We start from the raw sequence: 24,237 nt of genomic DNA, 5'->3' as shown, positions 1-24,237 counted from the left end.
ATTGCAATCGCTGCCGATGAGGCCCCGCGTCGGCCAGCGGGAGACGCAGTGGCAGTTTATGAAACATCCAGGCTAGGAGTCTGCGCGGCGCCCACCGATGGTGTAATATGCTGTATGCGCATACAGTGCATCTCACCATAGGCGGGCGCAACATGGAACTGATGGACAAGCTTGAAATTCTGGCTGATGCAGCCAAGTACGACGCTTCGTGCGCCAGCAGCGGCGCGCCGAGGCGCAGCTCGGAAGGCAAGGACGGCATCGGCGCCACCAACGGCATGGGCATTTGCCACAGCTATACGCCGGACGGGCGCTGCGTGTCGCTGCTCAAGATTTTGCTCACGAATTTCTGCGTGTATGACTGCCAGTATTGTGTCAACCGGCGCACCTCCAACGTGCCGCGCGCCCGCTTTGCCGTGGATGAAGTCGTCAAGCTGACGATCGACTTTTACCTGCGTAATTACATCGACGGGCTGTTTCTCAGTTCGGGCATCATCCAGTCGGCCGACTACACCATGGAGCAACTGGTGGCCATCGCGCGCGAACTGCGCGAAGTGCACAATTTCCGCGGCTACATTCACCTCAAGACCATCCCCGACGCCGATCCGCTGCTCATTGCCGCCGCCGGCAAGTATGCCGACCGCCTCAGCGTCAACATCGAGTTGCCCACCGAAGGCAGCATCACGCGCCTGGCACCTGAAAAAAGCGTGCATACCATCAAGCTTGCCATGGGCAATATCCGCCGCAAGCTCGATGAAAAAGCCGCGGAGCCCGGCTCGCCCAAGTTCGCACCGGCCGGGCAGAGCACGCAAATGATCGTCGGCGCCGACGCCAGCGACGACCAGACCATCCTCACCACGGCGCAAACGCTGTACGGCAGCTACAAGCTCAAGCGCGTGTACTATTCGGCCTTCAGCCCCATTCCCCAAAGCCCCGGCACGGTGCCGCTGGCGCCGCCGCCCATGCAGCGCGAGCACCGGCTGTACCAGGCTGATTTTCTTATGCGCGGATACGGGTTCAAGGCGGGCGAACTGCTGCCGGCGGCGGGCAACCTGGCGCTTGACATCGACCCCAAGCTGGCCTGGGCGCTGGCGCACCGCGAGCATTTTCCGCTCGACCTGAACATGGCCGACGAAACCATGATCGCGCGCGTACCGGGCATCGGCCTGCGCAACGCCAAGCGGCTGGTGGAACTGCGCCGCCTGCGCCGCATCCGTTACGCCGACCTCACGCGCCTCAGGTGCAGCATGAAAAAAATAGCGCCTTTCATCGTCACGGCCGATTACCGGCCAGCAGGTGGCGGCACCATTGCCTCCGAGGTGCTGCGCCGTTCCATGGCCGAGCATTCACCGAAGCAGCTGGACTTATGGACGGAACTCCAGGCAGCCTGAGCGGCGGTACGAGCGGCGGCATGCGTCCGGCGAGCGCGGCGGCCGCCGCCGCAGCGGGGCGCCCGGTGCTGGTCCATTCCTTTGACGAATGGCGCCTGGCCGCGCGCGACCTGCTGGCCCACCAGGTGGCGCCCCACCTGGTGCAATGGATATCGCACAAGGATGACGGCGACCTGTTTTCGCAGCCGGCCGAACCAGAGGCGGCGCCCGCAGCCAAGCAGGGCAGTCCCACGGTGCGCATTTCGCGCAAACTCATGGACATGCTGCAAACGGCGGCCTGCTGCCGCGTGCCCAACCGCTGGTCGTTCCTGTACCTGGTGCTGTGGCGCTGGCAGCAGGGCGAAAAGGAAGTCATGTCGGCGGCCGACCAGGATGGCGCAAAACTGCACGCCATGGTCAAGGCCGTCCACCGCGAAGAGCACGACATGCATGCCTACATCCGCTTCCGGGAGCGGCGCGAGGAAGCGGGCGCGCCGCGTTTCGTGGCCTGGTTCGAGCCGTCGCACGACGTGTTGCCGCAAGTGGCGCGCCACTTCGCCGCCCGCATGGGGCGCATCACCTGGATGATCGCCACACCCGAAGCGTCGGTCATGTGGGACGGCGCCACGCTGCACAGCACCGGCCCCTTGATGCGGGGGCCTGAAGACATCGACGACGCGGGCGAAGCGCTGTGGCTCACCTACTACCGCAGCATTTTCAACCCCGCGCGCCTGAATGCCGACCTGATGCACGGCCACATACCGTCGCGTTTCTGGAAAAACCTGCCCGAGGGCAGCGTCGTGCCCGAGATGGTGTCGCAGGCGGCGGCCGGAGCGCGCAAGGTGGGGCAAACGCGCAGCGTGGGCGAGCGCGGCGGCACTGTCATTCCCATCGCCGCCAGCAAGGCCCAGCCGCAGCGCGACGTACCCAGCACGCTTGACGGCTGCCGCCGCTGCGAGCTGTGGAAAGACGCCACCCAGGCGGTACCGGGGGTGGGGCCGGTGGCGGCGCGCCTCATGCTGGTGGGCGAGCAGCCGGGCGACCAGGAAGACCTGGCGGGGCAGCCATTCGTGGGGCCGGCAGGGCAGTTGCTGGACCGCGCGCTGGCGCAGGCACAGGTGGAGCGGCGCGAGGTGTACCTGACCAACGCCGTCAAGCATTTCAAGTGGGAGCTGCGCGGCAAGCGCCGCATGCACAAGACGCCGGCGCAGCGCGAGATCGAGGCGTGCAGTTACTGGCTCGACAGCGAACTGGCGCACGTCAAGCCACAGGTGGTGGTCGCGCTCGGCAGCACGGCCTTGAAGGCGGTGACGGGCAATCCGCATGCCGCGCTCAAGGATGTGATGGGCAAGCCGTTCCTGCACCAGGGGCGGTGGATTGTTGTCATTTACCATCCCTCATACGTGTTGCGGGTGCCGGGGGCGGACCTGAAGGCGCAAGCATTTAATGCGATGGTGGAGGGCTTGCGCGAAGCGAAGCGGCTGGTGGCGCAGGCGATATAGCGGGCGGCATCATTGTGCGCCGCGCGCGAAATGGCGCACGCGTGCGCGGTGCTGGCGCGGTGCTGGCTTAATGCGGCGCGCTGTGTACAAAGCGCAGCGCGGATATGAAATTGCCGACCAGCCGAGCCGCCTTACATCGTCCTCGGGCGCGAGGCAGTTGCAAAAGCGTGGGCCACCGCGTCGGAAAAGGCCGAAGGCGCCTGGGCGGCCCCCTTTTTCGACAAGCGCCGTCGAGACGCGTGGCGGAATGCGGGCCTTGCCCTTTTCCGCCCTACAGTTCGTGGGGCGTTCAGTCCAGCAAGGTGCCGGCAAGCGCTGTCGAAACACTTGGCGCAGTGCCGGCCTTACCCTTTTTCGCTGGAGCGGGCGCGGCTCTAGAGCGCGACTGGGATCGCACGCGGCCTCGCAAACCTTGTGTCCTGAGTTGAAAGTTCGTTGCTTATAAATGTTCCGAGATCGCCGAGAGACAAGGAACAAAAGCGGAGCAAGGCCGAGGCCTTGCGAGCATTTTTGACGCAGTATCGCGGCGATTCTCGGGATATTTATTCAACGAACTTACAACTTAGGACACTAGTGCAACACCCTCGCGACCCACGAAAAAAAACCAGCCCGCAGGCTGGTTTTTTGCAACAGCTAGCGCGTGCTTAGAAACGATAGTTCAGCGCCAGATTATAAATGCGGCCCAGCTGGCTGAAATGCGAGCCATCATAGGTCACCATCGCATAACGCTGGCTGAACGTGATCGCATCGGACTCACGCTGGGCAAACGTACGACCGGACGCATCCTTGGTGTTGTTCGCCAGCGAAGCGGCGCCGGCGGCGTTGTTGGCCTTGAATTCCCACTCAGGCGTGACGTCGAACAGGTTGTTGACGTTGAACGTCAGCGTCATGCGGTCGGTCAGCTTGTAGTTCACGGCAAAGTCCGTCACGGTCTTGGTCTTGAACTTGGTGTCGATGTCCAGCGTGCTCAGGTCGGCCTGGTGAAAGCGCGTTGGCCCGAACACGGTGTTGTTCAGCGAGAAGTTGACCTTGTTGTAGTCCAAATCGAGGCCGGCGATGACCTTGAACTTCGGACGCGACGTGAACATCAGCGCTTCCTGGGTCTCGTCAAACACGGACTTGTTCTGGGCAGCGATGAACTTCGTATTGTGAATCGCACCATCGCGCTCGTTCTTGAACGTGTAGTTGCCCGACAGGTTGACGGCCAGCTTGCCCGACGCCAGGTTCAAGTTCTTGCGGCTGTACACAACGTCCAGACCCGAAGTACGGGTGTCGAGCGCGTTCAGGAAGAAGTTGCCCGCCACCGCATTGTACGGCGCCAGCTTGGCGTTGATCGCAGGGGTACCCTTGATTTCCTTGCTCAGCACGATACGGTCCGACAAGCCGATATTGTAGTAATCGAGTGTCATGCTGGTGTTGCTGTCAGGCTGAACACCGATACCGAGCGTCAGGCTTTTCGATTTTTCCGGCTGCAGCGAGCCGATGTCGAACCCGCGCGTGACCGGGGAATCGTTGTTGAAGATGCGCGACACTTCGATCTTGCCGCCGACGAAGGAGTACTGCGCCTTCTCGGTGTAGAGCTGATGCAGCGACGGCGCACGGAAGCCGGTCGAGAGCGAACCGCGCAGCGTGACCTTGTCGTTGAGCTTGAAGCGGCTGCTCAGCTTCCAGACGAAGGCGTTGCCGAAGTCGCTGTAGTTCTCGTAGCGGCCAATCGCGTCGACCAAAAAGCGCGGGGTGATGTCGAAGGTGCTGCCGACATACGCGCCGTAGTTCTGGCGGGTATGCCGCTTCGAAAATTCCGGATCATTGCCGGCGTAGGAATCGGCGCCCAGGCCGGTGTACGACGCCCTGTCGCCAGCCTTGAGTTCATATTCTTCCCAGCGCAGTTCGGTACCTGCGTACACGCTGACGGTGTCCGAAATCTGCTTGGACGTGTCGCCGTTGAACACATTGTGCTTGAACACGGAGCCGCCCGCGTCAAAGCTGGTTGGCGAAAGCGCGCCCAGCGAACGGTTGATGGTGTGCTCGACCAGGTACTTCTGCTCGTTGCCGCCCGTGGTCCAGCTGAAATCGGTCATCCAGCCGTTCAGGTCTGACTTGATGCCGACGGTGCCGTTGTAGTCGCGCAGGGAACCGTTGAAGGTCGGCCCGTAACCGGCGTATGCCTGTCCGGACGGGGTCAGCCTGCCGAAGTCGGTATCTTTCCAGTATGGCGTGCGGAAGTTGGCATAGCTGAACACGTCCTTGTCGATGTACGCGAAGTTGGCGTAGACCTTGGTCTTGTCATCGATGTTCAGGCCGGTGTTGACCAGAAATTTCTTGGCCTTCGTTTCAGGCGAGCCATTGATGTTGCGTCCGTCCGGGTACTTGCTCAGGAAGGCGTTCACTTCGGCCAGCGGCACTCCGAACGTGTCCGCCTCGCCCGCTGCGCTCAGCGGGGTGGAACGGTTCGACAGGCCCACCTTCGAGATATCGATGGTGTAGTTGACGAAGCCGCGACCGTCCAGCAGGCTCACGCCATGGTTCAGGCTGACACTGCGGGTCTTGCCGTCGCCTTCGCTGGTCTGGCCGACGCGCGCGGTCAGGGAACCTTCGCTCGGGCTGTCTTTCAAGATGACGTTGACGACGCCGGCGATGGCATCGGAACCGTACTGGGCCGATGCGCCGTCGCGCAGCACTTCGATGCGCTTGATGGCGTCGGCCGGGATGGCCGAAATGTCGGAACCGGTTTCGCCGCGTCCTGGCGAGGTTTGCGTGTAGACCAGCGAGCTGGCGTTCTTGCGCTTGCCGTTGATCAGGATCAGCGCGCGGCTAGGACCCATGTTGCGAATTTCGTAAGGATCGAGCAGCGAGGTGGCATCGTTGACCGGCGTTTGCACCGTGTTAAACGATGGCACCCGAAACCCCATGGCTTTGTCCAGCGAGTTCTGGCCGGACCGGGTCAGTTCCTTGGCCGACAGAATGTCGACCGGGACCGGGGCATCCACCACGGTGCGCTGCGAACCGCGGCTACCGGTGGAGACGATGGTGACCTTCTGGATCTCTTCGGCCGGGCTTGCTGCAGGCGTTGCCGCCGCCGGCGCATTGCTGTCTTGCGCTGCGGCCATACCGCTGCAGAGCATGAGTACTGCAATGTGGATTGCTGTTGCTTTTGTCATGAAGTTCTTCCTTAGGCAATGCGTTTTCAGAAAAATTAAACCACGTAGTCGTGTCCCTGCATCCGTGTTCGGATGCCAAAGTCGCTGCGGCAAACAGTCCGCAGCGCTTTTTTTATTGTTGTCACCATCCTCCACCGGCAACGGCGAGCGAACCCGTCGAGAAGGCGGATCGCCCTGCGGCTTAACTTGCCGCTAACAATGTATAGACAGATAGAAAAGATGTCTATTCATTCCTTAACCCGAATGCAAGCAGTGCATAAATACAACATTGGACGGGTAAAACGTCCTGACAACGGCGCCTGCAACCGTGGCCGTCGCCGTTTTGCGCGCATGCATATCCGAAAAATGAGGGTGGCGGGCAAACAGCGCCGTATCATGTGCGCCTATCGAAAACCAGGAGATTGGCATGTGGCGAATCGGCTGTATCGCGTTGGGCGCGCTGTTGTCGGCGCCGGCCTGCGCGCTAACACAAGCGGCCCAGGCGGTTGTGGCGGCGCCCGACAAGGTGCTGGTGGTGGGCCAGCGTCCCGGTCCTGGCTTGTGGAAAATTTCCAAGGGCGACCATGTACTGTGGGTGTTCGCCGCCTATGCGCCCTTGCCGGTGCAGATGCAGTGGCGCTCGCAGCAAGTTGAGGCCATCGTGGCCCAGTCGCAGCAATATCTGGCGCCGCCGACCGCCGGAACCCACGTGGGCTTGTGGAAGGGACTGCAGCTGCTGCCGCACGTGGTGGGCATGCGCAAAAACCCGGGCGGGGCGATGCTGCGCGACACGGTGCCGGCCGACGTGTACGCGCGCTGGCTGGTGCTCAAGGCCAAGTACGGCGTCGGCGACGAGGCCGAGAGCGAACGCCCGATCTTCGCCGCCCAGACCCTGTATAGCGCCGGCCTGCGGCACGCCGGCTTGTCGAATAACGACGACGTGGCCAAAGCGGTCGGGGCGCTGGTCAAGAAAAACAAGCTCAAGGTCATGTATTCGAACGTCGTGCTGGAGTTGGCCGACCCTGCAAAAACGCTCAAGGATTTCAAGACCGGATCAATCGATGATGCCGCTTGTTTTGCGAAAACCATCGAAACCCTGGAGACCGATATCGACGCCATGCGCATGCGCGCCAACGCCTGGGCCAAGGGCGATCTGGGCTTGATGCGCACGCTCGACTTTGCCGACCGCGATGCCGCCTGCAAAAGCGCGATGGAAAGCAGCGCCGCCGTCTGGGACGGGCTGGGGCTGCAAGGCACGCAGCGGCGCATGCGCAAGCTGTGGCTGGAAGCGGCGGACAACGCGTTGGCCAACAACAGCACCACCTTCGCCATGCTCAAGCTCGACACTCTTCTCAAGACCGACGGCTTGATGGCGGACCTGCAGGCGAAAGGCTATGCTGTGCAGGCGCCTGACTAAGTACCTGACTAAGTACCTGACTAAGTACCTGATTAAGTGCGGGTAGCTTGCGGACTTGATGAGGCGTCCCCGAACGGGCGCGCCGCCCACGGGATGACGACGGCACGGCGTGCACGCGAAGCGCCCGCCGAACCGTCCAATCAGGTCGCCAGTGCTACTTCGAGCGCATCCACGGGCGCGGCCACGGGCTGGCGGATCAAATAGTCAAAGGCGCTCAAGGCAGCCTTGGAGCCTTCTCCCGCGGCAATGACGATCTGCTTGTAAGGCACCGTCGTCACGTCGCCGGCCGCGAACACCCCGGGCAGGCTGGTGTGGCATTTGGCATCGACGACGATCTCTCCAAATTTGCTCAGCTCCAGCGTCCCTCTTAAAAATTCGGTATTCGGGACCAGGCCAATCTGCACGAACACGCCTTCGAGCTCCACATGGTGCTTCGCCTCGCTCATCCGGTCGGTATAGCTGATGCCATTGACTTTTTGCCCGTCGCCCGTGATTTCCGTGGTCTGCGCGTTGACGTGGATGGTGACGTTGTGCAGGCTTTTCAGCCTGCTCACCAGTACTGCATCTGCCTTGAGCGTGTCGGAAAATTCGATCACCGTCACATGCTGCACCAAGCCTGCCAGGTCGATGGCCGCTTCGATGCCGGAGTTGCCGCCGCCGATCACGGCCACGCGTTTTCCCTTGAACAAGGGGCCGTCGCAGTGCGGGCAATAGGCCACGCCCTTGTTCTTGTATTGCGCTTCGCCCGGCACGTTCACATTGCGCCACCTTGCGCCGGTAGAGATAATCACGCTGCGCGCATGCAGCACGCCGCCATTTTCCATGTGCACGGCGACCAGGCCGCCCGGCGTGGCCGCAGGCACGATACGTTCGGCGCGCTGCAGGTTCATGATGTCGACGTCGTAATGGCGCACCTGGGCTTCGAGCGCAAGGGCAAATTTCGGCCCGTCCGTCTCCAGTACGGAAATGTAGTTTTCAATGGCCATGGTGTCGTTGGTCTGGCCGCCGAAGCGCTCGGCCGCGACGCCGACACGAATGCCCTTGCGCGCTGCATATACGGCAGCTGCGGCGCCAGCCGGACCGCCGCCAACAATGAGCACATCGAACGGCGCTTTTTGATTGAGCTTGGTGGCTTCCCGCTCGCCCGAGTTGACGTCCAGCTTGCCGACAATTTCTTCCAGCGTCATGTGGCCGGCTGCGAACAGGGCGTCGTCCTTGAACACCATCGGCACCGCCATCACCTGGCGCGATTCAACTTCTGCCTGATACATCCCGCCGTCGATGACCACGGTATGAATATTCGGGTTATAGATTGCCATCAGGGTGGCGGCCTGCACAACGTCGGGGCAGTTATGGCAGGAAAGCGACATGTACACTTCGAAGTTGCCGCCTTCTAGCGACTTGATTTGGTCGAGTACTTCCGCCTCCACTTTTGGCGGATGGCCCCCGGTCCACAGCAGGGCCAGCACCAGCGAGGTAAATTCGTGCCCCAGCGGGATGGCAGCAAAGCGCACGCCCCGCGTTTCGCCTTGCTTGGCGATGACGAACGACGGCGTACGACGGTCAGTGCCTGACTCTTCCACGCTAATTTTGTCGGACAGGCTCGCAATGTCGGCCAACAGAGCACGCAGCTCCGCGCTCTTGACACTATCATCCATCGAGGCAATGAGCGTGATGGGCGTGCGCAGATTCTGCAAGTAGGCTTCCAACTGCGTTTTTAAAGTGGCGTCGAGCATGGCGTATCCGTAAAAAATATTTTCAATGAAACTGAGTGAGCCCGTGCAAGGGGACTCGGGTGCAGAAGGGCGGTCAGCACACGCCCTTCTGCAGCAAGGTGTTAGATCTTGCCGACCAGGTCCAGCGATGGGGTCAGGGTCTTGTCGCCTTCATTCCATTTTGCCGGGCACACTTCGTTCGGGTGTGCAGCAACGAACTGGGCAGCTTTCAGCTTGCGCAAGGTTTCCTTGACGTCGCGCGCGATGGCGTTGTCATGGATTTCCAGCGTCTTGATCACGCCTTCCGGGTTGACGATGAAGGTGCCGCGCAATGCCAGACCTGCTTCGTCGATGTGCACGCCAAAGCCGCGGCTGAGCGTGTGGGTCGGATCGCCCACCAGTGGGAAGCGGGCCTTGCCGACGGCTGGCGAAGTCTCGTGCCAGACTTTGTGCGAGAAGTGGGTGTCGGTGGTAACGATGTACACCTCGGCGCCAACCCTTTGGAACTCGGCATAGTTGTCTGCAGCGTCTTCGACTTCCGTTGGGCAGTTGAAGGTGAACGCGGCAGGCATGAAAATGATAACCGACCACTTGCCTTGCAGGGTTTCGTTGGAGACTTCGACGAATTTACCGTTGTGAAAAGCTTGCGTTTTGAACGTAGGAATGTGGGAGTTAATCAGTGACATAGGAATCCTCATGGGCGGGGTTGCGGTTAATAAATACTATCGAATGAGAAGAACTCATTGAAAAGATCATACCTCAAGATGGGGCTGCGCTTCATTGCTTGTATTAATCGGTCCGATTGAAAATGCTATTGCTGGGCTGCTGCGGGTGGTACGGCGCGACAGGTCAAAAAATATCAGGCAAAAAGCGAAAGGCGATACGGTGCACGCGCCTGACCGGATGCCTGAAAAATACAGAACAAAAAACGGGATAAACGATTAGCGCATATGCATTCGAAATGCCTTCAATTGCGGTGAGCAGCGACTATATTTAAAGGGTGCGAGCGAAGCGCGATCGCACTGAGGAGGCACTGCCTTACCGTCGCGCAAATCGAAGCTGTCAAGGAGGTTATGATGAAACGTGTGTTGCTCTTCGTAGTACTGGGTGGCCTGGCACTGGCGCCAAAGGCGCAGGATCAGAGCGGGTCGTCGGTGGAGGTGAGGGGGTCGCAAATCAGCATCCCGTCGCATGCCTATCCGATGCACGTGGAGGACTTGATGACGTATGAAGGCACCTACGACTTGTCCAATGGTGACGTGATGCACCTGCGCAGGTCGGGGTCGCGCATGTATGCGCGGATCGGCAATCAGCTTGCCAAGAAACTGGTCGCCGCCTCGCAAAACGAGTTCGTCGCGCTCGACAGAAAGCTGCGCATCACGCTCAATCCGGATGACTACGGCGGCATGAATGGCGAGCTGTTGATGGTCGTGCCGCGTTCGGTGGCCGGCACCGGCGGCGGCGACCAAGTCGTGCGGCTGAGCGTGCGTTAAACGCAGGAGCGCCGTAGTCGCGGCGCGCTACTTCCTTGATGCGCGCGCCGCCATCGCGCGTTCAATCTCGTCGGCGGTACGCGGCAGCCCATTGCTCAGGTAGCGCGCACCGTTTGGCGTGATCAGCACTTCATCTTCGATCCGAATCCCCAGCGCTTTTTCCGGAATGTAGATGCCAGGTTCGATCGTCACGACCATGCCCGCCTCGAGCGCCTTGTGGTAGGCGCCCGCGTCGTGGACATCAAGGCCCACGAAGTGGCCCAGGCCGTGGATGAAGTAGTCGCCGTAACCGGCCTCGTCGATGACCTTGCGCGCCGCCTTGTCCAGGTCTTCGTAGGTGGCGCCCGGCCTGGCCAGCGCGAGCGCCGCCTGCTGCGCGCGCAGCACGATGTCGTACAGCTTGCGCTGCTCGGCCGAAAAGCGCCCGTTGACCGGCACCGTGCGCGTGATGTCGGTGGCGTAGTGCGCGTATTCGGCGCCCATGTCCATCAGCACCAGTTCGCCGTCCCGCATCACGCGTTCGCTGCGCGCGTAGTGCAGGATGGCCCCGTTGGGGCCGGAGCCGACGATGCTGTCGTAAGCGGCGCGGCGGCTGCCGCGCATGCGCCACACGCGCTCGGCTTCGGCGCGCACTTCGCCTTCGGACGCGCCGGGGCGCACTGCTTGCCACGCGGCGCGAAAGCCTTCTTCGGTGATGCGGATACTGCGCTGCATGATGGCCAGTTCAGCGTCGTCATGGCGCGCGCGCATCGACGCCAGCGTCCAGAGCAGGGACTTGACGGCCACGCCCGGCACGCGCTTTTGCACCTTGCCATACAGTTCCAGGTCTTTTGGTTCGGTCGCCGCGCCTGGCCGCGTGACTTGCCACAGCGTGGGCGAGCGGCTCGCCATGTCGATCAGGCCGCCAAGCAGCGCGCCGCTGCGATGGATTTTTTCAAAGCCGTATTTGGCGCGCAGCGCAGTGTCGATCGGATCGCGCATGCCGCTCACGCGCTCCGCTTCCGGGTCGCGGCTGGGCAGGTACAGGAACTCGCGGTAGGTACGCTCTTTGGGTGCCAGCACCAGGACCGCGCCTTTTTCTTCGACCCCCGTCAGGTACAGGAAATCGGGCGATTGCCGATGGCCTGCGCTGTCGTCCTGGCCTTCGGCGTAGATCACGGCCACACCGTCGCCCATCGCTTGCATCAACGCCGCGCGGCGCGCCGCGTACACCGACGGACTTTGCGTTTGCCCCGGTTCCACCAGGACCGGCAGCGCGGGATCGGCCGCGACCGCTGGCGCCGCGCCGGCGGCGCCAAGGTGCAAGGCGAGCGTGGCGGACAAGGCCAGTGTACGTACTATGCGCATGGGAACTTTCTTTTGAAAAAGAAAGAGTAGCAAATCGCTGCGGCCTTGCCAATCTTTACACGAGCGGCCCAGGCAAAGCCGTGAAGCACAGCCGTGCTGCGCGAACGCGTCGATGTGATACATTTTTAGTGTTTTTGCCGCCAGACTGTATCGTGATGCAATGTGTCAGGCGGCAAGCCATGCGGCGCGGTTACGGCCCTCTTGTTTGGCCTTGTAGAGCGCCTGGTCGGCGCGAGCAAACAGACTTTCGTAGGTATCGCCCTCGTGCAAGTCGGCAATGCCGAAGCTGGCGGTGATCGGATGCACGCCTTCCAGCTCGCTTTCGTTCACATGCACGCGGATGCGCTCGGCAATGGCGATTGCTGCCGCACGGTCATTGCCTGGCATTAGGGCGACGAATTCGTCGCCGCCGAAGCGGCCCAGCATGTCGGCCGGGCGCAGCGCCTGCTGCGCCATCAGGCACACATGTTTGAGCGCCTTGTCGCCGACGGCGTGCCCGTAGCGGTCGTTGATGGACTTGAAATGGTCGATGTCGAACACGATCAGCGCCAGCGGCAAGTGTTGCTGGCGGCAGCGGATGATATCGAGCAAGGCGCGCTGTTCAAGGCAGTCGCGCGAGGCGGCCTGGGTCAGCGAGTCGGTATCGGCCAACCGGCGCAGCTTGATGTTGTCGGCGATAAGCGACGGCAGCGCCAGGCCGAACAAGGTATTGGCCGCGATGACGTTAATGGCGAACTGATAGACCATCACGAATTCCTTCAGGGCGAGCACATGCACCAGCAGCGCGATGATGAAGCTGCCCAGCGCCACGCCCAGCAAGTTGTAGAACGCCGATTCGGTGCATGCGATCCACATGTAGGGAATCACCAGGAAAAAGATGGCAAAGGCGCTGTTGGGCGAACGCGTTGCGTGCGCCAGCCACATGGACCCGGCCAGCAGCGCAAGCGTAAGCAGCAGCTTGTACTTGAAGCGGGGCGTGGCCGCCTGGTGCTCAAGGCTGATCGACGCCGCCAGGCGCGCCATGCCGCCTGGCCGCAGCGAGCTGAGCAAGGAAGTGAAGAGCGGGGCCAGCACGATCACGCCGGCCATGTCGCCGATCCAGTATGGCAGCCAGGTGGCGCTTACATCGGCCAGCGGCATCATCTTCGTGGCGACCAGCGCCCACAGGCCGGTCGCCGTCGCCAGCAGCGAACTGAACGCGGCGATCAGCAGGAAACCGACCACCAGCTCGGGCAGCGAGCCATGGCTGCGGGCGGCAACTGCCCGCAGGCAGCAAGCACCGATGGCGTAGGAGCCGATATGGGCGGCGGCGAACGCCAGGCCTGCGCAGACCAGTTCGAGCTTGCCGAGGGCGATGCCATAGTCGGCTGCTATCCAGAGCGTCACCAGAACGCAGCCGCCCACCAGTGCCGGGACGGCGCGCATGCCGCCCAGCAGCAGGAGCGCGAAGGTCAGCCCGGCGACCGGGAACCAGACGCTGGCGTGTTCGGTGTATTCGACCAACCGGGCGAGTTGCCAGACCAGCACCCACAGCGCCAGCATGGCGCCGTGACGCAAGAGCGGAGATGCGCTGACGTTGCGCAGCAGGGCCGACGACTGGAACCGGCTCCATGCGTCGCGCTTGCTGTCGGCGGTGTCCGCGTGCGGGTGACCGGGGCCCGGCGTCATGCCGCACCGCGCCGCCGCGCACGCTGCTGGTGCCGGGGGCAGCGTGGGGCGGATGTGCTTGAGCGCTTAGTTGTCATGGGAGGATCAGGTGTAAGCCAAAAGGGGGGGGGCTAAGCCGGAACCCCCGGAAATTTTGTCACCCCAAATCCAAACCGGCCAAGAGTGCGTATTCCACGGCAAAGTGGCGTGTCCAGGCGTGAAGAGGGGAAACGGAAAAATTGCACGCTAAGCCTACGGCGCTACTTTGAAGGGTCTTCCGAGCCGGATGATCGGCTGCTTACGCCCCAAACCGGTCATAGCAGGGCGGTTTCAAGTTCTAAGTGCAACACTGGGTTAACGAACAGTATTTTTTGAGTCTTCCAATTGCTGTCTAAACTCAGTTGTTGACGCCGACGCCAAATTGACCCGTCGCGCCGACCGTGTCTGCATCTGGCGCCGCCGACGGCAGCCGCATTGCGCCTGAGCTTGCGCGAATTCGCCTGGGTCAACGAATTTCGGCCGCCTCGGTCAATCAGGCGGCGGCACCAACGTCACTTGGATAGTCGACTGTGCGGCCAGCCAATGGGGCAGCGCACTAGCCGCCAACGGCCTGCTGAATAAATATCCCTGGCCCTTGTCGCATCTGAGATCACGCACCACGCCGGCTTGCGCTGACGTTTCGATGCCCTCTGCAACCGTGTCCATGCCAAGGCTGCGCGCCACCTTGACCGTCGCCTCTATGAGTACCCGGTGATGATCGCTGGTGTCGCCCTGGCAGACGAATGAGCGGTCGATTTTCACCGTGTCGACGGGCAGCAGATGTAAGCTCGCTAACGAGGAGTAACCAGTGCCGAAATCATCGAGCGCCAGCTTGATGCCCAGCGCCTTCAACTCGTGCAGACGTTGCTGCACCTGCCGATCTTGCGCCGCCAGGGTTTCGGTGACTTCCAGCTGCAGATGTTGAGCATGCATGCCACTGGAACGCAGAATTTCGATGACAATATCGGTCCATCCCGGTTGCGCGAGCTGAGCGCGGGACAAGTTCACCGCCAACAGGCGCGGGGCGCCGTCACCCAGTTCCTCTTGCCACTGAACGAAATCGCGGCAAGCTTTCGACAGAACGTAATCGCCCAGCGCACCGATCAGACCACACTCCTCCGCCACTTCGATAAATTCTAGCGGAGGGACGACACCACGTGTCGGGTGCTGCCAGCGTACCAGCGCTTCGACGCCAGCTGAATGGTCGATGCCGCCCCCTTCGAGGAACCCGACAACCGGTTGATACAGGACGAACAGCTCGCCCTCGTTCAGTGCCCGGCGCAAGTCGCCTTCAATATCTCCACGGCGGGCGGCTCGCTCGCGCATTGACGTCTCGAACAGGACGTAACGTCGGCCACCTTCCCGTTTGGCTTCCGCCATAGCGATGCTCGCATCGCGCAAGACTGAATCGGCGTCGCCGGCAGCCTCGGCGCCCAGAATGACGCCGATGCTGACGCTGCAACTGAGTTCATGGCCGGAGATCCGGAAGGGCTTGCCGAGCGCTTCCACCAGGCGCAGCGCGATAGCTTCCACGTCTTCGGCCCGACGCATGCCGGCGAGTACGACCACGAATTCGTCGCCGCCAATGCGCGCCGCCATTTGGCTCGGTCCGCCAACGAGCCCGATGCGGTTCGAGGATGGCCGCAAGGCCGCTTGCAGGCGTTCGGCCATGCTAGTGAGCACTTGATCGCCTGCCGCATTGCCCATCGTGTCGTTGATCTGCTTGAAGCGGTCGACATTGATGAACAGCACGGCAAAATCGCCGTGCACGGATGCAACTGAGCGCGCCAGCATGAGCTCGACCTGTTCCTGAACAGCCCGGCGGTTCGGCATCTTCGTTAAGCCATCCATACGCGCTGCGCCGTTCAGGCGCCGCGTCAAAGTCGCTTGTTCCCTTTGCATTTCGGACGTGGCATCCCCCAGCACCGCCATGAGCCGGTTAGCATCGAGCTTCAACAGGCTGATCGACAGAAACTGCGGTCCCGCGTCGGTGCCGCCGGCGGCGCTCAGGTCGATGCGCAACGATTCGCAGACGACGCCGCTAGGCGCGGCGAAGTCGGCTGCCATCGAGGATAGTTGTGGTGAGACTGTCGCCAGCACGTGAAACAGGTTCTCCAGCCCGCCATCTTTGGCCAGCGGCATCAGCAAGCTGGCGGACATCGGGTTGAGTAGCTCGATGGCCCCATCAGCGTTGATCTGCACCAGTCCGATGGGAGCCCAATACAGGAACTGGATCAGCGACTCGTACGCATCGACTGTATCAGGCTGCACTGATGCCCCCGCTGAGATGATCCTTATACGTGGGGCAATCGGGCGTCCAGCAATCGACCCGATTGCGTCCGCGTGCCTTGGCAGCGTACAGCGCCTGGTCGGCCCGCCTCATCAAGCCGTCCAGCCCGGTCAAGCTGTCATCCATTGCCGCCACCCCTGCACTCACCGTGTAGCGGATCGGCTCGCCGTCGACCATGACTGCTGTCGTTTCCACGAGCGTGCGCAGGCGGTTAGCCACCGCCGCTGCGCCGGCAAGATCGGTCGACGGCAGCAATACCGCGAACTCCTCGCCGCCCACGCGCGCAACAACATCGACCTCCCTGAATGTCGCGCTCAAAGCCGCTGCCAGGTGGCACAGAACGGCATCGCCGGTCGGGTGGCCGAAACGGTCGTTGACCGCCTTAAAATGATCGGCGTCGAACAGGATCATCGCGGTAGGCCGCGTCGACAGCTTCCTGCGCTCAAGCTCCAGTTCAGCCGCTTCAAAGAACGCACGACGGTTCGCAAGACCGGTCAGGTAGTCGCAATAGGTCGCCTTGCGCTGCCGCTCGTTCGCGTCCCGCTTATCGCTAATGTCGCGGATGATCAAGCAGTAGGCGGGGGCGAGCCCCTCGCGTTCGCCGTCGTCGCCCGGTGATGGCCCCTGATCCGGCAAAGGCGAGATCATGGCGCTGCCCCAGAATTGGCTGCCATCGGCGCGCAGGCGGAAGCCTTCGTTCAGGCTCCAGCCATTCTCGTCCGCTTCACGCAATTGGTCCAACAGATGTTCCGGCGTGGTTGCCTCAGGGGGGGAGAAAATGGAGTAAGGCTGGCCGACCAGCGCCTCGGGCGCGTATCCCATCATTCTCCCGATACTTTCGTTCCACACCGCGATCCGGCCAAGGCCGTCGAGGCGGAACATGGCGTAATCGGTGATGTTGGTGAGGATGGCGTTAAGCCAGGCATCGGTGTGTTTGAGTTCGCGTTCGCGCCGTACCTGCACAGTGACGTCGCTCAGTACCGCCATTAACCGTGTATCGTCAAGCTTGACAACGCTCAGCGAAAGAACCTTGCTTGTTGACTTACTGCCCCTGTCGGCGCTGAGGGGAATGTACATACCATCACAGACCATGCCTTGCGATGGGAGGAAATCGGCGCACAAATGACGTAGTGCGGGCGCCACCCCTTCCAGGGCAGCAAACAGATTGGTCAGATTGCCGTCTCGGGAGAGCGGCATCAGCAACTGCGCTGACACTGGATTGATCATGCAGATTGTACCGTCGAGCGCCGTTTGTACCAGGCCGACAGGCGCGAGATACAGAAACTGCATCAGCGCTTCAAGTTCGTCGCCGATTTCAGGCGAGGGTCGATCAGTCACGATGTACGATTGACCAGGACGTAGCGGGTCGCAGCCCCTGGCGCCGCGAGCAGGCGCAGCGCAACTTTAATGGGACGCATGCGCCAAGTGAGCACATAGTCGATCGTCGCATCAAGCACTGCACCTGATTCGAGAGCGTCTTCGAAGCGCTGCGCTACGAGGAAGTTATTCATGCACGGAGCAACGACAGTGAACAAGAGTTGCCCAAGCACGCGATGGAGCGACAGCCCGGCCGCTTTCGACTCGAATTCATTGTAGCGCCGAACCACGGTCTCATTGTCGAAACCGATTACGCCAAAATCGAGCGCGTCGAGCCCTTGCGCATCGAGCGCGGCCAGACGCGACTCGAGGTCGGACTGATTAAATGTGGGAATTACGTCTATCATTGAGAATACTCCTGGAAGGCGGATCCAGCATCTAACGCTACATGCCTGACAGCGTTGTACAATATCTTGTTGCTGCTTGGGAAATTATGTTCCCATACTTCAGCGGCCCGGTCAATGTTTGCCGATGTCAAGTGTGCAGATCGACGAATAAATTTTGTACAGTCCCACTGCCGACGCCACTCTGTTATGTTAACCTCATGCTCAAGCCTCACACAACGACGTCCGCCTTGACTGGGCGCACCGTCTATTTTGACCGAAACCGCCTCAGAATCGAGGATATCGCCGTCGTCGCCGATGGCCGCGCCCGCGCCATTCTTTCCTCCGACCCGGATTTTCGCGACGCAATCCGGCGCGGCCCGGCATTTCTCGATCGCCTGCTGAAGGAGGAAGGCGTAATTTATGGGGTCACGACCGGCTACGGCGACTCATGCAACGTCCCCGTGCCGACGGCGCTGGTGGCCGAATTGCCCCGCCAACTATACACTTATCACGGCTGCGGCCTGGGAGCGTTCTTGACTCCGGCGCAAACCCGCGCGGTCATGGCAACGCGCCTGACGTCGCTGTGCAAAGGTTATTCCGGTGTCTCCGTCGAGCTGCTCGAACAGATTGTCCGGCTGCTAGACGCCGGGATCTTGCCGCTGATCCCCGCAGAAGGTTCGGTCGGGGCCAGCGGCGACCTGACGCCCTTATCCTACCTCGCTGCGGTGCTGTGCGGCGAACGAGAGGCCTGGCGCGATGGCGAAACGGTTACCGCCGCTCAGGCTTTGCGCGACGCCGGCATTGAACCGCTGCGCCTGCGCCCAAAAGAAGCGCTGGCGATCATGAACGGCACTGCCGTGATGACCGGACTTGCCGTGCTCGCCTACGGAAGTGCCGATTACCTGGGCCAACTGGTGACGCGGATTACAGCGATGGCGTCGGTCGCCCTCGACGGCAACGCCCACCATTTTGATGACATCCTGTTTTCGGTCAAACCGCATCCGGGCTTGCAGCGGGTAGCTGCGCGCATCCGGGGCGACCTACCGTTTACTGAGCGTGAGCGCAACGGCGCGCGCCTGCAAGACCGCTATTCGATCCGCTGCGCGCCGCACGTTATCGGGGTGTTGGAGGACAGCTTGCCGTTCTTTCGCCAATTAATCGAGAATGAACTCAACAGCGCCAACGACAATCCCATCGTCGACGCAGACGGTGAGCGCGTGCTGCACGGCGGTCATTTTTATGGCGGCCATATTGCCCTTGCAATGGATACGTTGAAAAACACCGTCGCCAACCTCGCCGATTTAATGGACCGGCAGATCGCGCTGCTGGTCGATACGCGCTACAACAACGGCCTGCCATCGAACCTGTCCGGCGCGACGGGTGAACGCAGGGCGATCAATCATGGACTAAAGGCTTTACAGATCAGCTGTTCGGCCTGGACCGCAGAGGCGCTCAAGCTCACCATGCCTGCGTCGGCTTTCTCGCGCTCGACCGAGTGCCACAACCAGGACAAGGTCAGCATGGGCACCATCGCGGCCCGCGACTGCCTGCGTGTGATCGAGCTGACCGAGCAGGTGGGAGCAGCCTTGCTGGTCGCCGTTCAGCAAGCTGTGCGACTGCGCTGCGAGTCGAATCCAGCGCTGATGCTGTCGGCACCGCTTGCAACCATGATGGCCGCGCTCGCTAACGACGTGGCGCCAATCCTGGAAGACCGGCGTCTCGATACCGACTTGCACTTGCTGCTCAAGCGAATTCGCGACAAGGCATGGTGCCTCTACGGCTAAGCGCGTCAAACTTGTCATAAGCGAATAGTTTGAATGAAGATATTCTGACGTGGTGTTCATCGCTAGTAAATTGGCAATAGTTGAGCCGCAGTCTGCTCTCTAGTGCAGGCTGCGTCTGTGGTAAATTTGGAGAATAGTTTGAACACACTGGAAGTCAGCGCCGTCGGCAAAACGGCTATCTCCCACCTGAGGGGCGCCATCAGCGCAGCCTCGTGCGGGACCGTTGTGAAGCGCAACTGATCAATCGAAAGCATGATGACACTTGAACGGCCGGTGAATCCCGCCTGGTGGGAGCATGATCAGCACCTGCTGCATTTCGTTTGCGACCTGATAGACGGGGAGCTGTCGATGATGCGGCGCAGCCGCATTGACACGCCATTGCCTTGGGCTGAGTCGCTCCACATTGGGCGCGATCTCGCTGTCGATTCGCTGGAGTTGCTCGCGCTCGCGACCGCATTCTCCGAGTCGCTGCATTTGCACCGTTCGGGAATTGACGACTACTTGTTGGGGCGACTGGAAATTCAAGACTGGGTAGCGATTGCCCGCCAGAGCCTGCGCCAATTTTCTTGCGAACTCACGTTCCGCACGTCGGGCAGCGCGGGCGTGCCGAAAGCTTGCACGCATCCCACGTCGACGCTGTGGCAAGAAGTAGCCGAACTGGTGCCGTTGCTGCCCGGCCGTCGGCGCATCCTCAGCGCCGTTCCCCGTCATCATATCTACGGATTCCTCTTTACGGTGCTGTTACCCCAGGCACCCGGTGTGGGCGACCTTGAAGTGATCGATTTGCGAGGCAGCTCTCCGGCCCGCCTGGCACGCGAATTGCGCGACGGCGACTTGGTCGTGGGGCATCCGGAATTCTGGCGCGCGTTCCTTCGCCTGCAGCCAACAATCGCAGGCGGGGTGATCGGCGTGACGTCGAGCGCCGCTTGTCCGGATGAGTTGGCGCGGGCGCTGGAAGTGGCAGGTTTGGACAAACTGGTTCAGGTGTATGGCAGTTCCGAGACCGGCGGTGTGGGGTGGCGCGCGTCGGCGACGTCGCCGTATCTGCGTTTCCCCTACTGGCGGCGGGTCGATGGCAACGCGGGGATGCTCGAGCGCACGCTCCCGGACGGCGCGTGTGCCCGTTACGCAATGCAGGATGAGTTGGAGTGGGTCGATGAACACAGCTTTCGACCCGCAGGCCGAATCGATCAGGCCGTGCAGGTAGGTGGGATCAATGTATTCCCGGCGCGGGTTGCAGCCGTGTTGCGCGAAAACCCTGCAGTGCTGGACGTTTCTGTTCGCCTGATGCGTGCTGATGAGGGCAGCCGGCTTAAGGCATTTATCGTGCCCCTGGACCCGCAACACCATCGCGAGCAGCTCGAAGCGCAACTTGTGGCCTGGGGTCGCGCGCACCTTGATAGTGCCTCCCGGCCAATGGCGTTTTCTTTCGGACGCCAATTGCCAAGGCAGGCCAATGGGAAATTAGCAGATTGGATCATCGAGGCCGCTACCTGACGGCAAGCGGTGCGTACAATTTCAACGAAATCGTTATGCTCCTACTAAACAACATCTGTTTGCTGCAATTTTAAGATCGCTTGGGACGTCTCTTCACTCTGCACTGTCACAGCATCCATCGACGGGATTGCCAAGATTCGCCGCCGGCTGGTTGCGGCCGACACTGATCTGCACCCGGATGGCTGCTACCCACACCCGATACGGATGTCGGCCGCGCTTGTCCGAACTGGTCCTTCAGGGAGCCCGCGATTTCTGTTTTGGTCGACTCGCTGCGCGAGTTTCCACAAAAACAATTATCGCCGAGTCTTCGATGTAACATCTCATGCGGCAAATCTTAAACCCCCAGCAACGGTGAGGTCTATTTCGATATCACTATACGTAGCTAGCCAATGCTGGCCAATCGACTCACGAAGGCGATCCTGAATGGCGGCTTCTGGCCGACAGCCGCCTGTCGTAACACAGTTGTTTGGCGACAGTTCGGCCGAAACCGTCACGGCGATCCCCAACACCCCCGAAATTACGTACGGAAAATGGTGTCGCAATGGTATGCCATACGCAAATCTCAATCCACTAGTTTTCCGCACATGCTTATCGGCTACATGCGCGTATCGACTGACAATGACCGCCAGTCCACCGACCTTCAGCGCGACGCGCTGCTGGCAGCCGGCGTCGATGTGCGCCACCTGTTCCAGGATCATGCCTCCGGCGCCAGGGATGACCGACCAGGCCTAGCCAAAGCGTTGGAATATCTCCAAACCGGCGACGTGTTAGTGGTGTGGAAACTTGACCGGCTTGGCCGCTCACTGCCGCACCTGCTCGGTATCGTGAACGGGCTCAAGGAAAGGTGTGTGGGATTTCGCTCGTTGACGGAAAGCATGGACACCACCACGCCGTCGGGCGAATTCCTGTTCCAGGTGTTCGGCGCCCTCGCGCAGTACGAGCGCGCGCTGACGCGCGAGCGCGTCATAGCCGGACTTGCCGCCGCCAAGCGCCGCGGCCGTCGCGGTGGGCGGCCGCTGGCGATCACAGGCGAGAAGTTGGACGCCATTCTCACAGCACTGAACGGCGACATGTCGAAGGCGGCGGTATGCCGCAACTTCGAGGTCAAGCGTACTACGCTGATCGAGACGTTAGCAAGGATCGGCTGGCCTGCCGCCACGAAGGCAGCACAGGAATGACGGCCAAGAGCAAGCGACTGACCGTCCTCTCCGAAGCCGAACACGAAGCGCTGTATGGACTACCCGACTTCGACGACGGCCAGCAGTTGGGCTTTCTGGCGCTATCGGAAGCGGAACTAGCGCTTGCCACCAGTCGGCCGAGCATTCCGGCACAGGTCTACCGCATTTTGCAGATCGGTTATGTCAAGGCCAAGCAGACGTTCTTCCGCTTTGGCTGGCTTGACGTCGAAGATGATGTTGCTTTTGTCCTGAGCCGATACTGCCAAGGAGAGGCATTCGAGCACAAGACGATCACCGACCACGAGCTCTACACACAACGCAGGCTCATCGTCGATCTGTTTGGCTACCGGCAATGGTCTGGTGAGTTCATTCCGCAACTTGCCAAACAGGCCGCACAAATCACACTGTGCGACGTGACTCCTGGATTCGTCGCTACCGAATTGATCGTCTGGCTCAACCAACACAAGATCGTCCGTCCGGCGTACACCACGTTGCAGGATCTCATCAGCGACGCACTGTCGACCGAACGTCGGCGCCTTGCCGATCTGCTGGGCGAAGTGATCGACGAGCCGACCAAAGCCGCGTTGACCCAGCTCCTGGTACGTGATAACACTCTATCTCAACTGGCGGCGCTCAAACAGGACGCCAAGAGCTTCGGCTGGCGTCAGATGATCCGCGAGCGCGAGAAGCGCACCGTGCTGGAGCCACTGCACCGGATCGCCAAGGCTCTACTGCCCAAGCTGGGCGTTTCGCAACAAAATCTGCTGTACTACGCGAGTCTGGCGAACTTCTATACCGTCCACGACCTGCGCAACCTCAAGGCGGATCAGACCCATCTCTACTTGCTGTGCTACGCCTGGCAACGTTACCGGCAGCTCTCCGACAACCTGGTCGATGCGATGGCCTATCACATGAAGCAGTTGGAGGACGAGAGCAGCGCGCTCGCGCAGAAGTCCTTCTTAGCGGAACACGTGCGTCGTCAGCAGGGCACGCCGCAGGTTGGTCGCCTGCTGTTGATCTATGTCGATGACATGGTAGACGACGCCACGTCGTTCGGCACCGTGCGCCAGCGCGCGTACAAAATCATGCCGAAGGACACGCTACAAATCACCGGTCAGCGCTTAAGCGTGAAGCCGATGAGCAAACTGGCCCTGCACTGGCAGGCGGTGGACAATCTGGCCGAACGCATCCGCCGACATCTGCGACCGCTATACGTCGCACTCGACTTTTCCAGCACCGTCCCCGACAGTCCTTGGCTCGCAGCGCTGGCATGGGCCAAGAGCGTGTTCGCCAAGCAGCAGCGCCTGTCGCAACGGCCGATGGCGGAATGTCCGGCGGCCACGTTGCCGAAACGATTGCGACCATACCTGTTGACCTTCGATGCCGACGGCAAGCAGACCGGACTGCATGCTGACCACTACGAATTCTGGCTCTATCGGCAGATCAGGAAGCGATTCCAGTCAGGCGAAATCTATCTTGACGACAGCCTGCAACACCGCCACTTCTCCGGCGAGTTGGTCTCGATGGACGAGAGAGCTGACGCGCTCGCGCAAATGGACATCCCCTTCCTGCGTCAACCGATCAAAGCTCAGCTCGACGTACTGACGGCCGAGCTGCGCGCGCAATGGCTCGCCTTCAACACCGAACTGAAACAAGGAAAACTGACGCACCTGGACTACGATAAGGACACGAAGAAGCTGATCTGGCGCAAGCCCAAGGTGGAGAATCAGAAGGTCCGCGAGAAGGGGTTTTACGAACAACTGCCGCACTGCGATGTTGCCGACGTGTTCCGCTTCGTCAACGGACAGTGCCAGTTCCTGTCGGCGCTGACGCCGTTGCAGCCGCGCTATGCGAAGAAGGTAGCCGATGCCGACAGTTTGATGGCGGTCATCATCGCGCAGGCGATGAACCACGGCAATCAGGTCATGGCGCGTACCAGCGACATCCCGTACCACGTGCTGGAGACGACGTACCAGCAGTACCTGCGCCAGGCATCGCTCCAGGCCGCCAACGACCGCATCAGCAACGCCATTGCCGCGCATACAAACAGACCATCATTGCCGGCGAGCAGTGGAATCGCTTTTCTCGCATCGTCATCGACAATCCGCGCAACATCGC

16 protein-coding genes are annotated in these 24,237 nt (G+C 61.2%); 8 read left to right on the top strand and 8 right to left on the bottom strand.

All coding sequences use genetic code 11. The features are described from left to right. Positions 1–152 precede the first annotated feature (152 nt). A complete protein-coding gene (locus ACP7BV_RS25820; RefSeq protein WP_426107753.1) occupies positions 153–1,388 on the top strand; it encodes a putative DNA modification/repair radical SAM protein in 1,236 nt (411 codons plus the stop codon). A 20-nt stretch (positions 1,389–1,408) separates the two neighbouring features. After that, entirely contained in the window at positions 1,409–2,869 is a 1,461-nt protein-coding gene (locus tag ACP7BV_RS25815) for a UdgX family uracil-DNA binding protein (protein ID WP_426107752.1), read from the top strand. Between the two features lie 644 nt (positions 2,870–3,513). On the opposite strand, the gene ACP7BV_RS25810 is transcribed toward ACP7BV_RS25815, so the two are convergent. After that, entirely contained in the window at positions 3,514–6,030 is a 2,517-nt protein-coding gene (locus ACP7BV_RS25810) for a TonB-dependent receptor plug domain-containing protein (protein WP_426107750.1), read from the bottom strand. Between the two features lie 406 nt (positions 6,031–6,436). Between ACP7BV_RS25810 and ACP7BV_RS25805 the strand changes: the two genes are divergently transcribed. Then, the gene (locus ACP7BV_RS25805) at positions 6,437–7,426 is read left to right on the top strand and encodes a TraB/GumN family protein (protein WP_426107749.1); all 990 of its coding nucleotides are present in this window, start codon (positions 6,437–6,439) and stop codon (positions 7,424–7,426) included. A 140-nt stretch (positions 7,427–7,566) separates the two neighbouring features. Here ACP7BV_RS25805 and ahpF read toward each other — a convergent pair whose 3' ends face one another. Then, positions 7,567–9,162 carry an alkyl hydroperoxide reductase subunit F gene (gene ahpF / locus ACP7BV_RS25800; RefSeq protein WP_426107748.1) on the bottom strand — a complete coding sequence of 532 codons (1,596 nt, stop codon included), beginning with the start codon at positions 9,160–9,162 and terminating at the stop codon, positions 7,567–7,569. 101 nt (positions 9,163–9,263) lie between these two features. Then, entirely contained in the window at positions 9,264–9,827 is a 564-nt protein-coding gene (ahpC, locus tag ACP7BV_RS25795; RefSeq protein ID WP_426107747.1) for an alkyl hydroperoxide reductase subunit C, read from the bottom strand. A gap of 387 nt (positions 9,828–10,214) precedes the next feature. Between ahpC and ACP7BV_RS25790 the strand changes: the two genes are divergently transcribed. Continuing rightward, positions 10,215–10,634 carry a hypothetical protein gene (locus ACP7BV_RS25790; RefSeq protein ID WP_426107746.1) on the top strand — a complete coding sequence of 140 codons (420 nt, stop codon included), beginning with the start codon at positions 10,215–10,217 and terminating at the stop codon, positions 10,632–10,634. Positions 10,635–10,661: 27 nt separating this feature from the next. Here the strand turns inward: ACP7BV_RS25790 and ACP7BV_RS25785 are convergent, their stop codons facing one another. The 5 genes from ACP7BV_RS25785 to ACP7BV_RS25765 all read right to left on the bottom strand — a co-directional run bounded on the left by ACP7BV_RS25785 (position 10,662) and on the right by ACP7BV_RS25765 (position 17,681). Next, positions 10,662–11,981: an aminopeptidase P N-terminal domain-containing protein gene (locus tag ACP7BV_RS25785; RefSeq protein ID WP_426107745.1), complete on the bottom strand. Its 1,320-nt coding sequence runs from the start codon at positions 11,979–11,981 to the stop codon at positions 10,662–10,664. Between the two features lie 165 nt (positions 11,982–12,146). Beyond that, on the bottom strand, positions 12,147–13,649 hold the full coding sequence (locus tag ACP7BV_RS25780) for a diguanylate cyclase (RefSeq protein WP_426107744.1): 1,503 nt from the start codon (positions 13,647–13,649) through the stop codon (positions 12,147–12,149). 507 nt (positions 13,650–14,156) lie between these two features. Next, positions 14,157–15,938 carry a putative bifunctional diguanylate cyclase/phosphodiesterase gene (locus ACP7BV_RS25775; protein ID WP_426107743.1) on the bottom strand — a complete coding sequence of 594 codons (1,782 nt, stop codon included), beginning with the start codon at positions 15,936–15,938 and terminating at the stop codon, positions 14,157–14,159. After that, the gene (locus ACP7BV_RS25770; RefSeq protein WP_426107742.1) at positions 15,928–17,295 is read right to left on the bottom strand and encodes a sensor domain-containing diguanylate cyclase; all 1,368 of its coding nucleotides are present in this window, start codon (positions 17,293–17,295) and stop codon (positions 15,928–15,930) included. Before ACP7BV_RS25770 ends, ACP7BV_RS25775 begins: the two co-directional genes overlap by 11 nt. After that, entirely contained in the window at positions 17,292–17,681 is a 390-nt protein-coding gene (locus ACP7BV_RS25765; protein ID WP_426107741.1) for a phosphonate transporter, read from the bottom strand. Before ACP7BV_RS25765 ends, ACP7BV_RS25770 begins: the two co-directional genes overlap by 4 nt. A 197-nt stretch (positions 17,682–17,878) precedes the next feature. Here ACP7BV_RS25765 and ACP7BV_RS25760 point away from each other — a divergent pair, with 197 nt between their 5' ends. From ACP7BV_RS25760 to ACP7BV_RS25745, 4 genes are all read left to right on the top strand, one after another. Beyond that, positions 17,879–19,444, top strand: a complete 1,566-nt coding sequence (locus tag ACP7BV_RS25760) for an HAL/PAL/TAL family ammonia-lyase (protein ID WP_426107740.1) — start codon at positions 17,879–17,881, stop codon at positions 19,442–19,444. A gap of 252 nt (positions 19,445–19,696) precedes the next feature. After that, positions 19,697–20,941 carry an AMP-binding protein gene (locus ACP7BV_RS25755; protein WP_426107739.1) on the top strand — a complete coding sequence of 415 codons (1,245 nt, stop codon included), beginning with the start codon at positions 19,697–19,699 and terminating at the stop codon, positions 20,939–20,941. 584 nt (positions 20,942–21,525) lie between these two features. Continuing rightward, entirely contained in the window at positions 21,526–22,119 is a 594-nt protein-coding gene (locus ACP7BV_RS25750; RefSeq protein WP_426107751.1) for a recombinase family protein, read from the top strand. Beyond that, positions 22,116–24,237: DUF4158 domain-containing protein (locus tag ACP7BV_RS25745; RefSeq protein ID WP_426107738.1), on the top strand; the 2,122-nt coding region annotated here is incomplete at its 3' end. The genes ACP7BV_RS25750 and ACP7BV_RS25745, both read left to right, overlap by 4 nt.

The organism is Massilia sp. TSP1-1-2, from assembly GCF_049896185.1.
Taxonomy (GTDB): Bacteria; Pseudomonadota; Gammaproteobacteria; order Burkholderiales; family Burkholderiaceae_D; genus Telluria_A.
The sequence above is the reverse complement of the archived record's forward strand: the minus strand, read 5'-3'. Positions and strand labels throughout refer to the sequence as shown.

Coding starts and splice junctions, on each gene's coding strand:
- ACP7BV_RS25785 (WP_426107745.1), bottom strand. CDS start 11,981: ATGCGCATAGTACGTACACTGGCCTTGTCCGCCACGCTCGCCTTGCAC.
- ACP7BV_RS25755 (WP_426107739.1), top strand. CDS start 19,697: ATGATGACACTTGAACGGCCGGTGAATCCCGCCTGGTGGGAGCATGAT.
- ACP7BV_RS25820 (WP_426107753.1), top strand. CDS start 153: ATGGAACTGATGGACAAGCTTGAAATTCTGGCTGATGCAGCCAAGTAC.
- ahpF (WP_426107748.1), bottom strand. CDS start 9,162: ATGCTCGACGCCACTTTAAAAACGCAGTTGGAAGCCTACTTGCAGAAT.
- ACP7BV_RS25760 (WP_426107740.1), top strand. CDS start 17,879: ATGCTCAAGCCTCACACAACGACGTCCGCCTTGACTGGGCGCACCGTC.
- ACP7BV_RS25815 (WP_426107752.1), top strand. CDS start 1,409: ATGCGTCCGGCGAGCGCGGCGGCCGCCGCCGCAGCGGGGCGCCCGGTG.
- ACP7BV_RS25790 (WP_426107746.1), top strand. CDS start 10,215: ATGATGAAACGTGTGTTGCTCTTCGTAGTACTGGGTGGCCTGGCACTG.
- ACP7BV_RS25805 (WP_426107749.1), top strand. CDS start 6,437: ATGTGGCGAATCGGCTGTATCGCGTTGGGCGCGCTGTTGTCGGCGCCG.
- ACP7BV_RS25780 (WP_426107744.1), bottom strand. CDS start 13,649: ATGACGCCGGGCCCCGGTCACCCGCACGCGGACACCGCCGACAGCAAG.
- ACP7BV_RS25810 (WP_426107750.1), bottom strand. CDS start 6,030: ATGACAAAAGCAACAGCAATCCACATTGCAGTACTCATGCTCTGCAGC.
- ACP7BV_RS25765 (WP_426107741.1), bottom strand. CDS start 17,681: ATGATAGACGTAATTCCCACATTTAATCAGTCCGACCTCGAGTCGCGT.
- ACP7BV_RS25750 (WP_426107751.1), top strand. CDS start 21,526: ATGCTTATCGGCTACATGCGCGTATCGACTGACAATGACCGCCAGTCC.
- ahpC (WP_426107747.1), bottom strand. CDS start 9,827: ATGTCACTGATTAACTCCCACATTCCTACGTTCAAAACGCAAGCTTTT.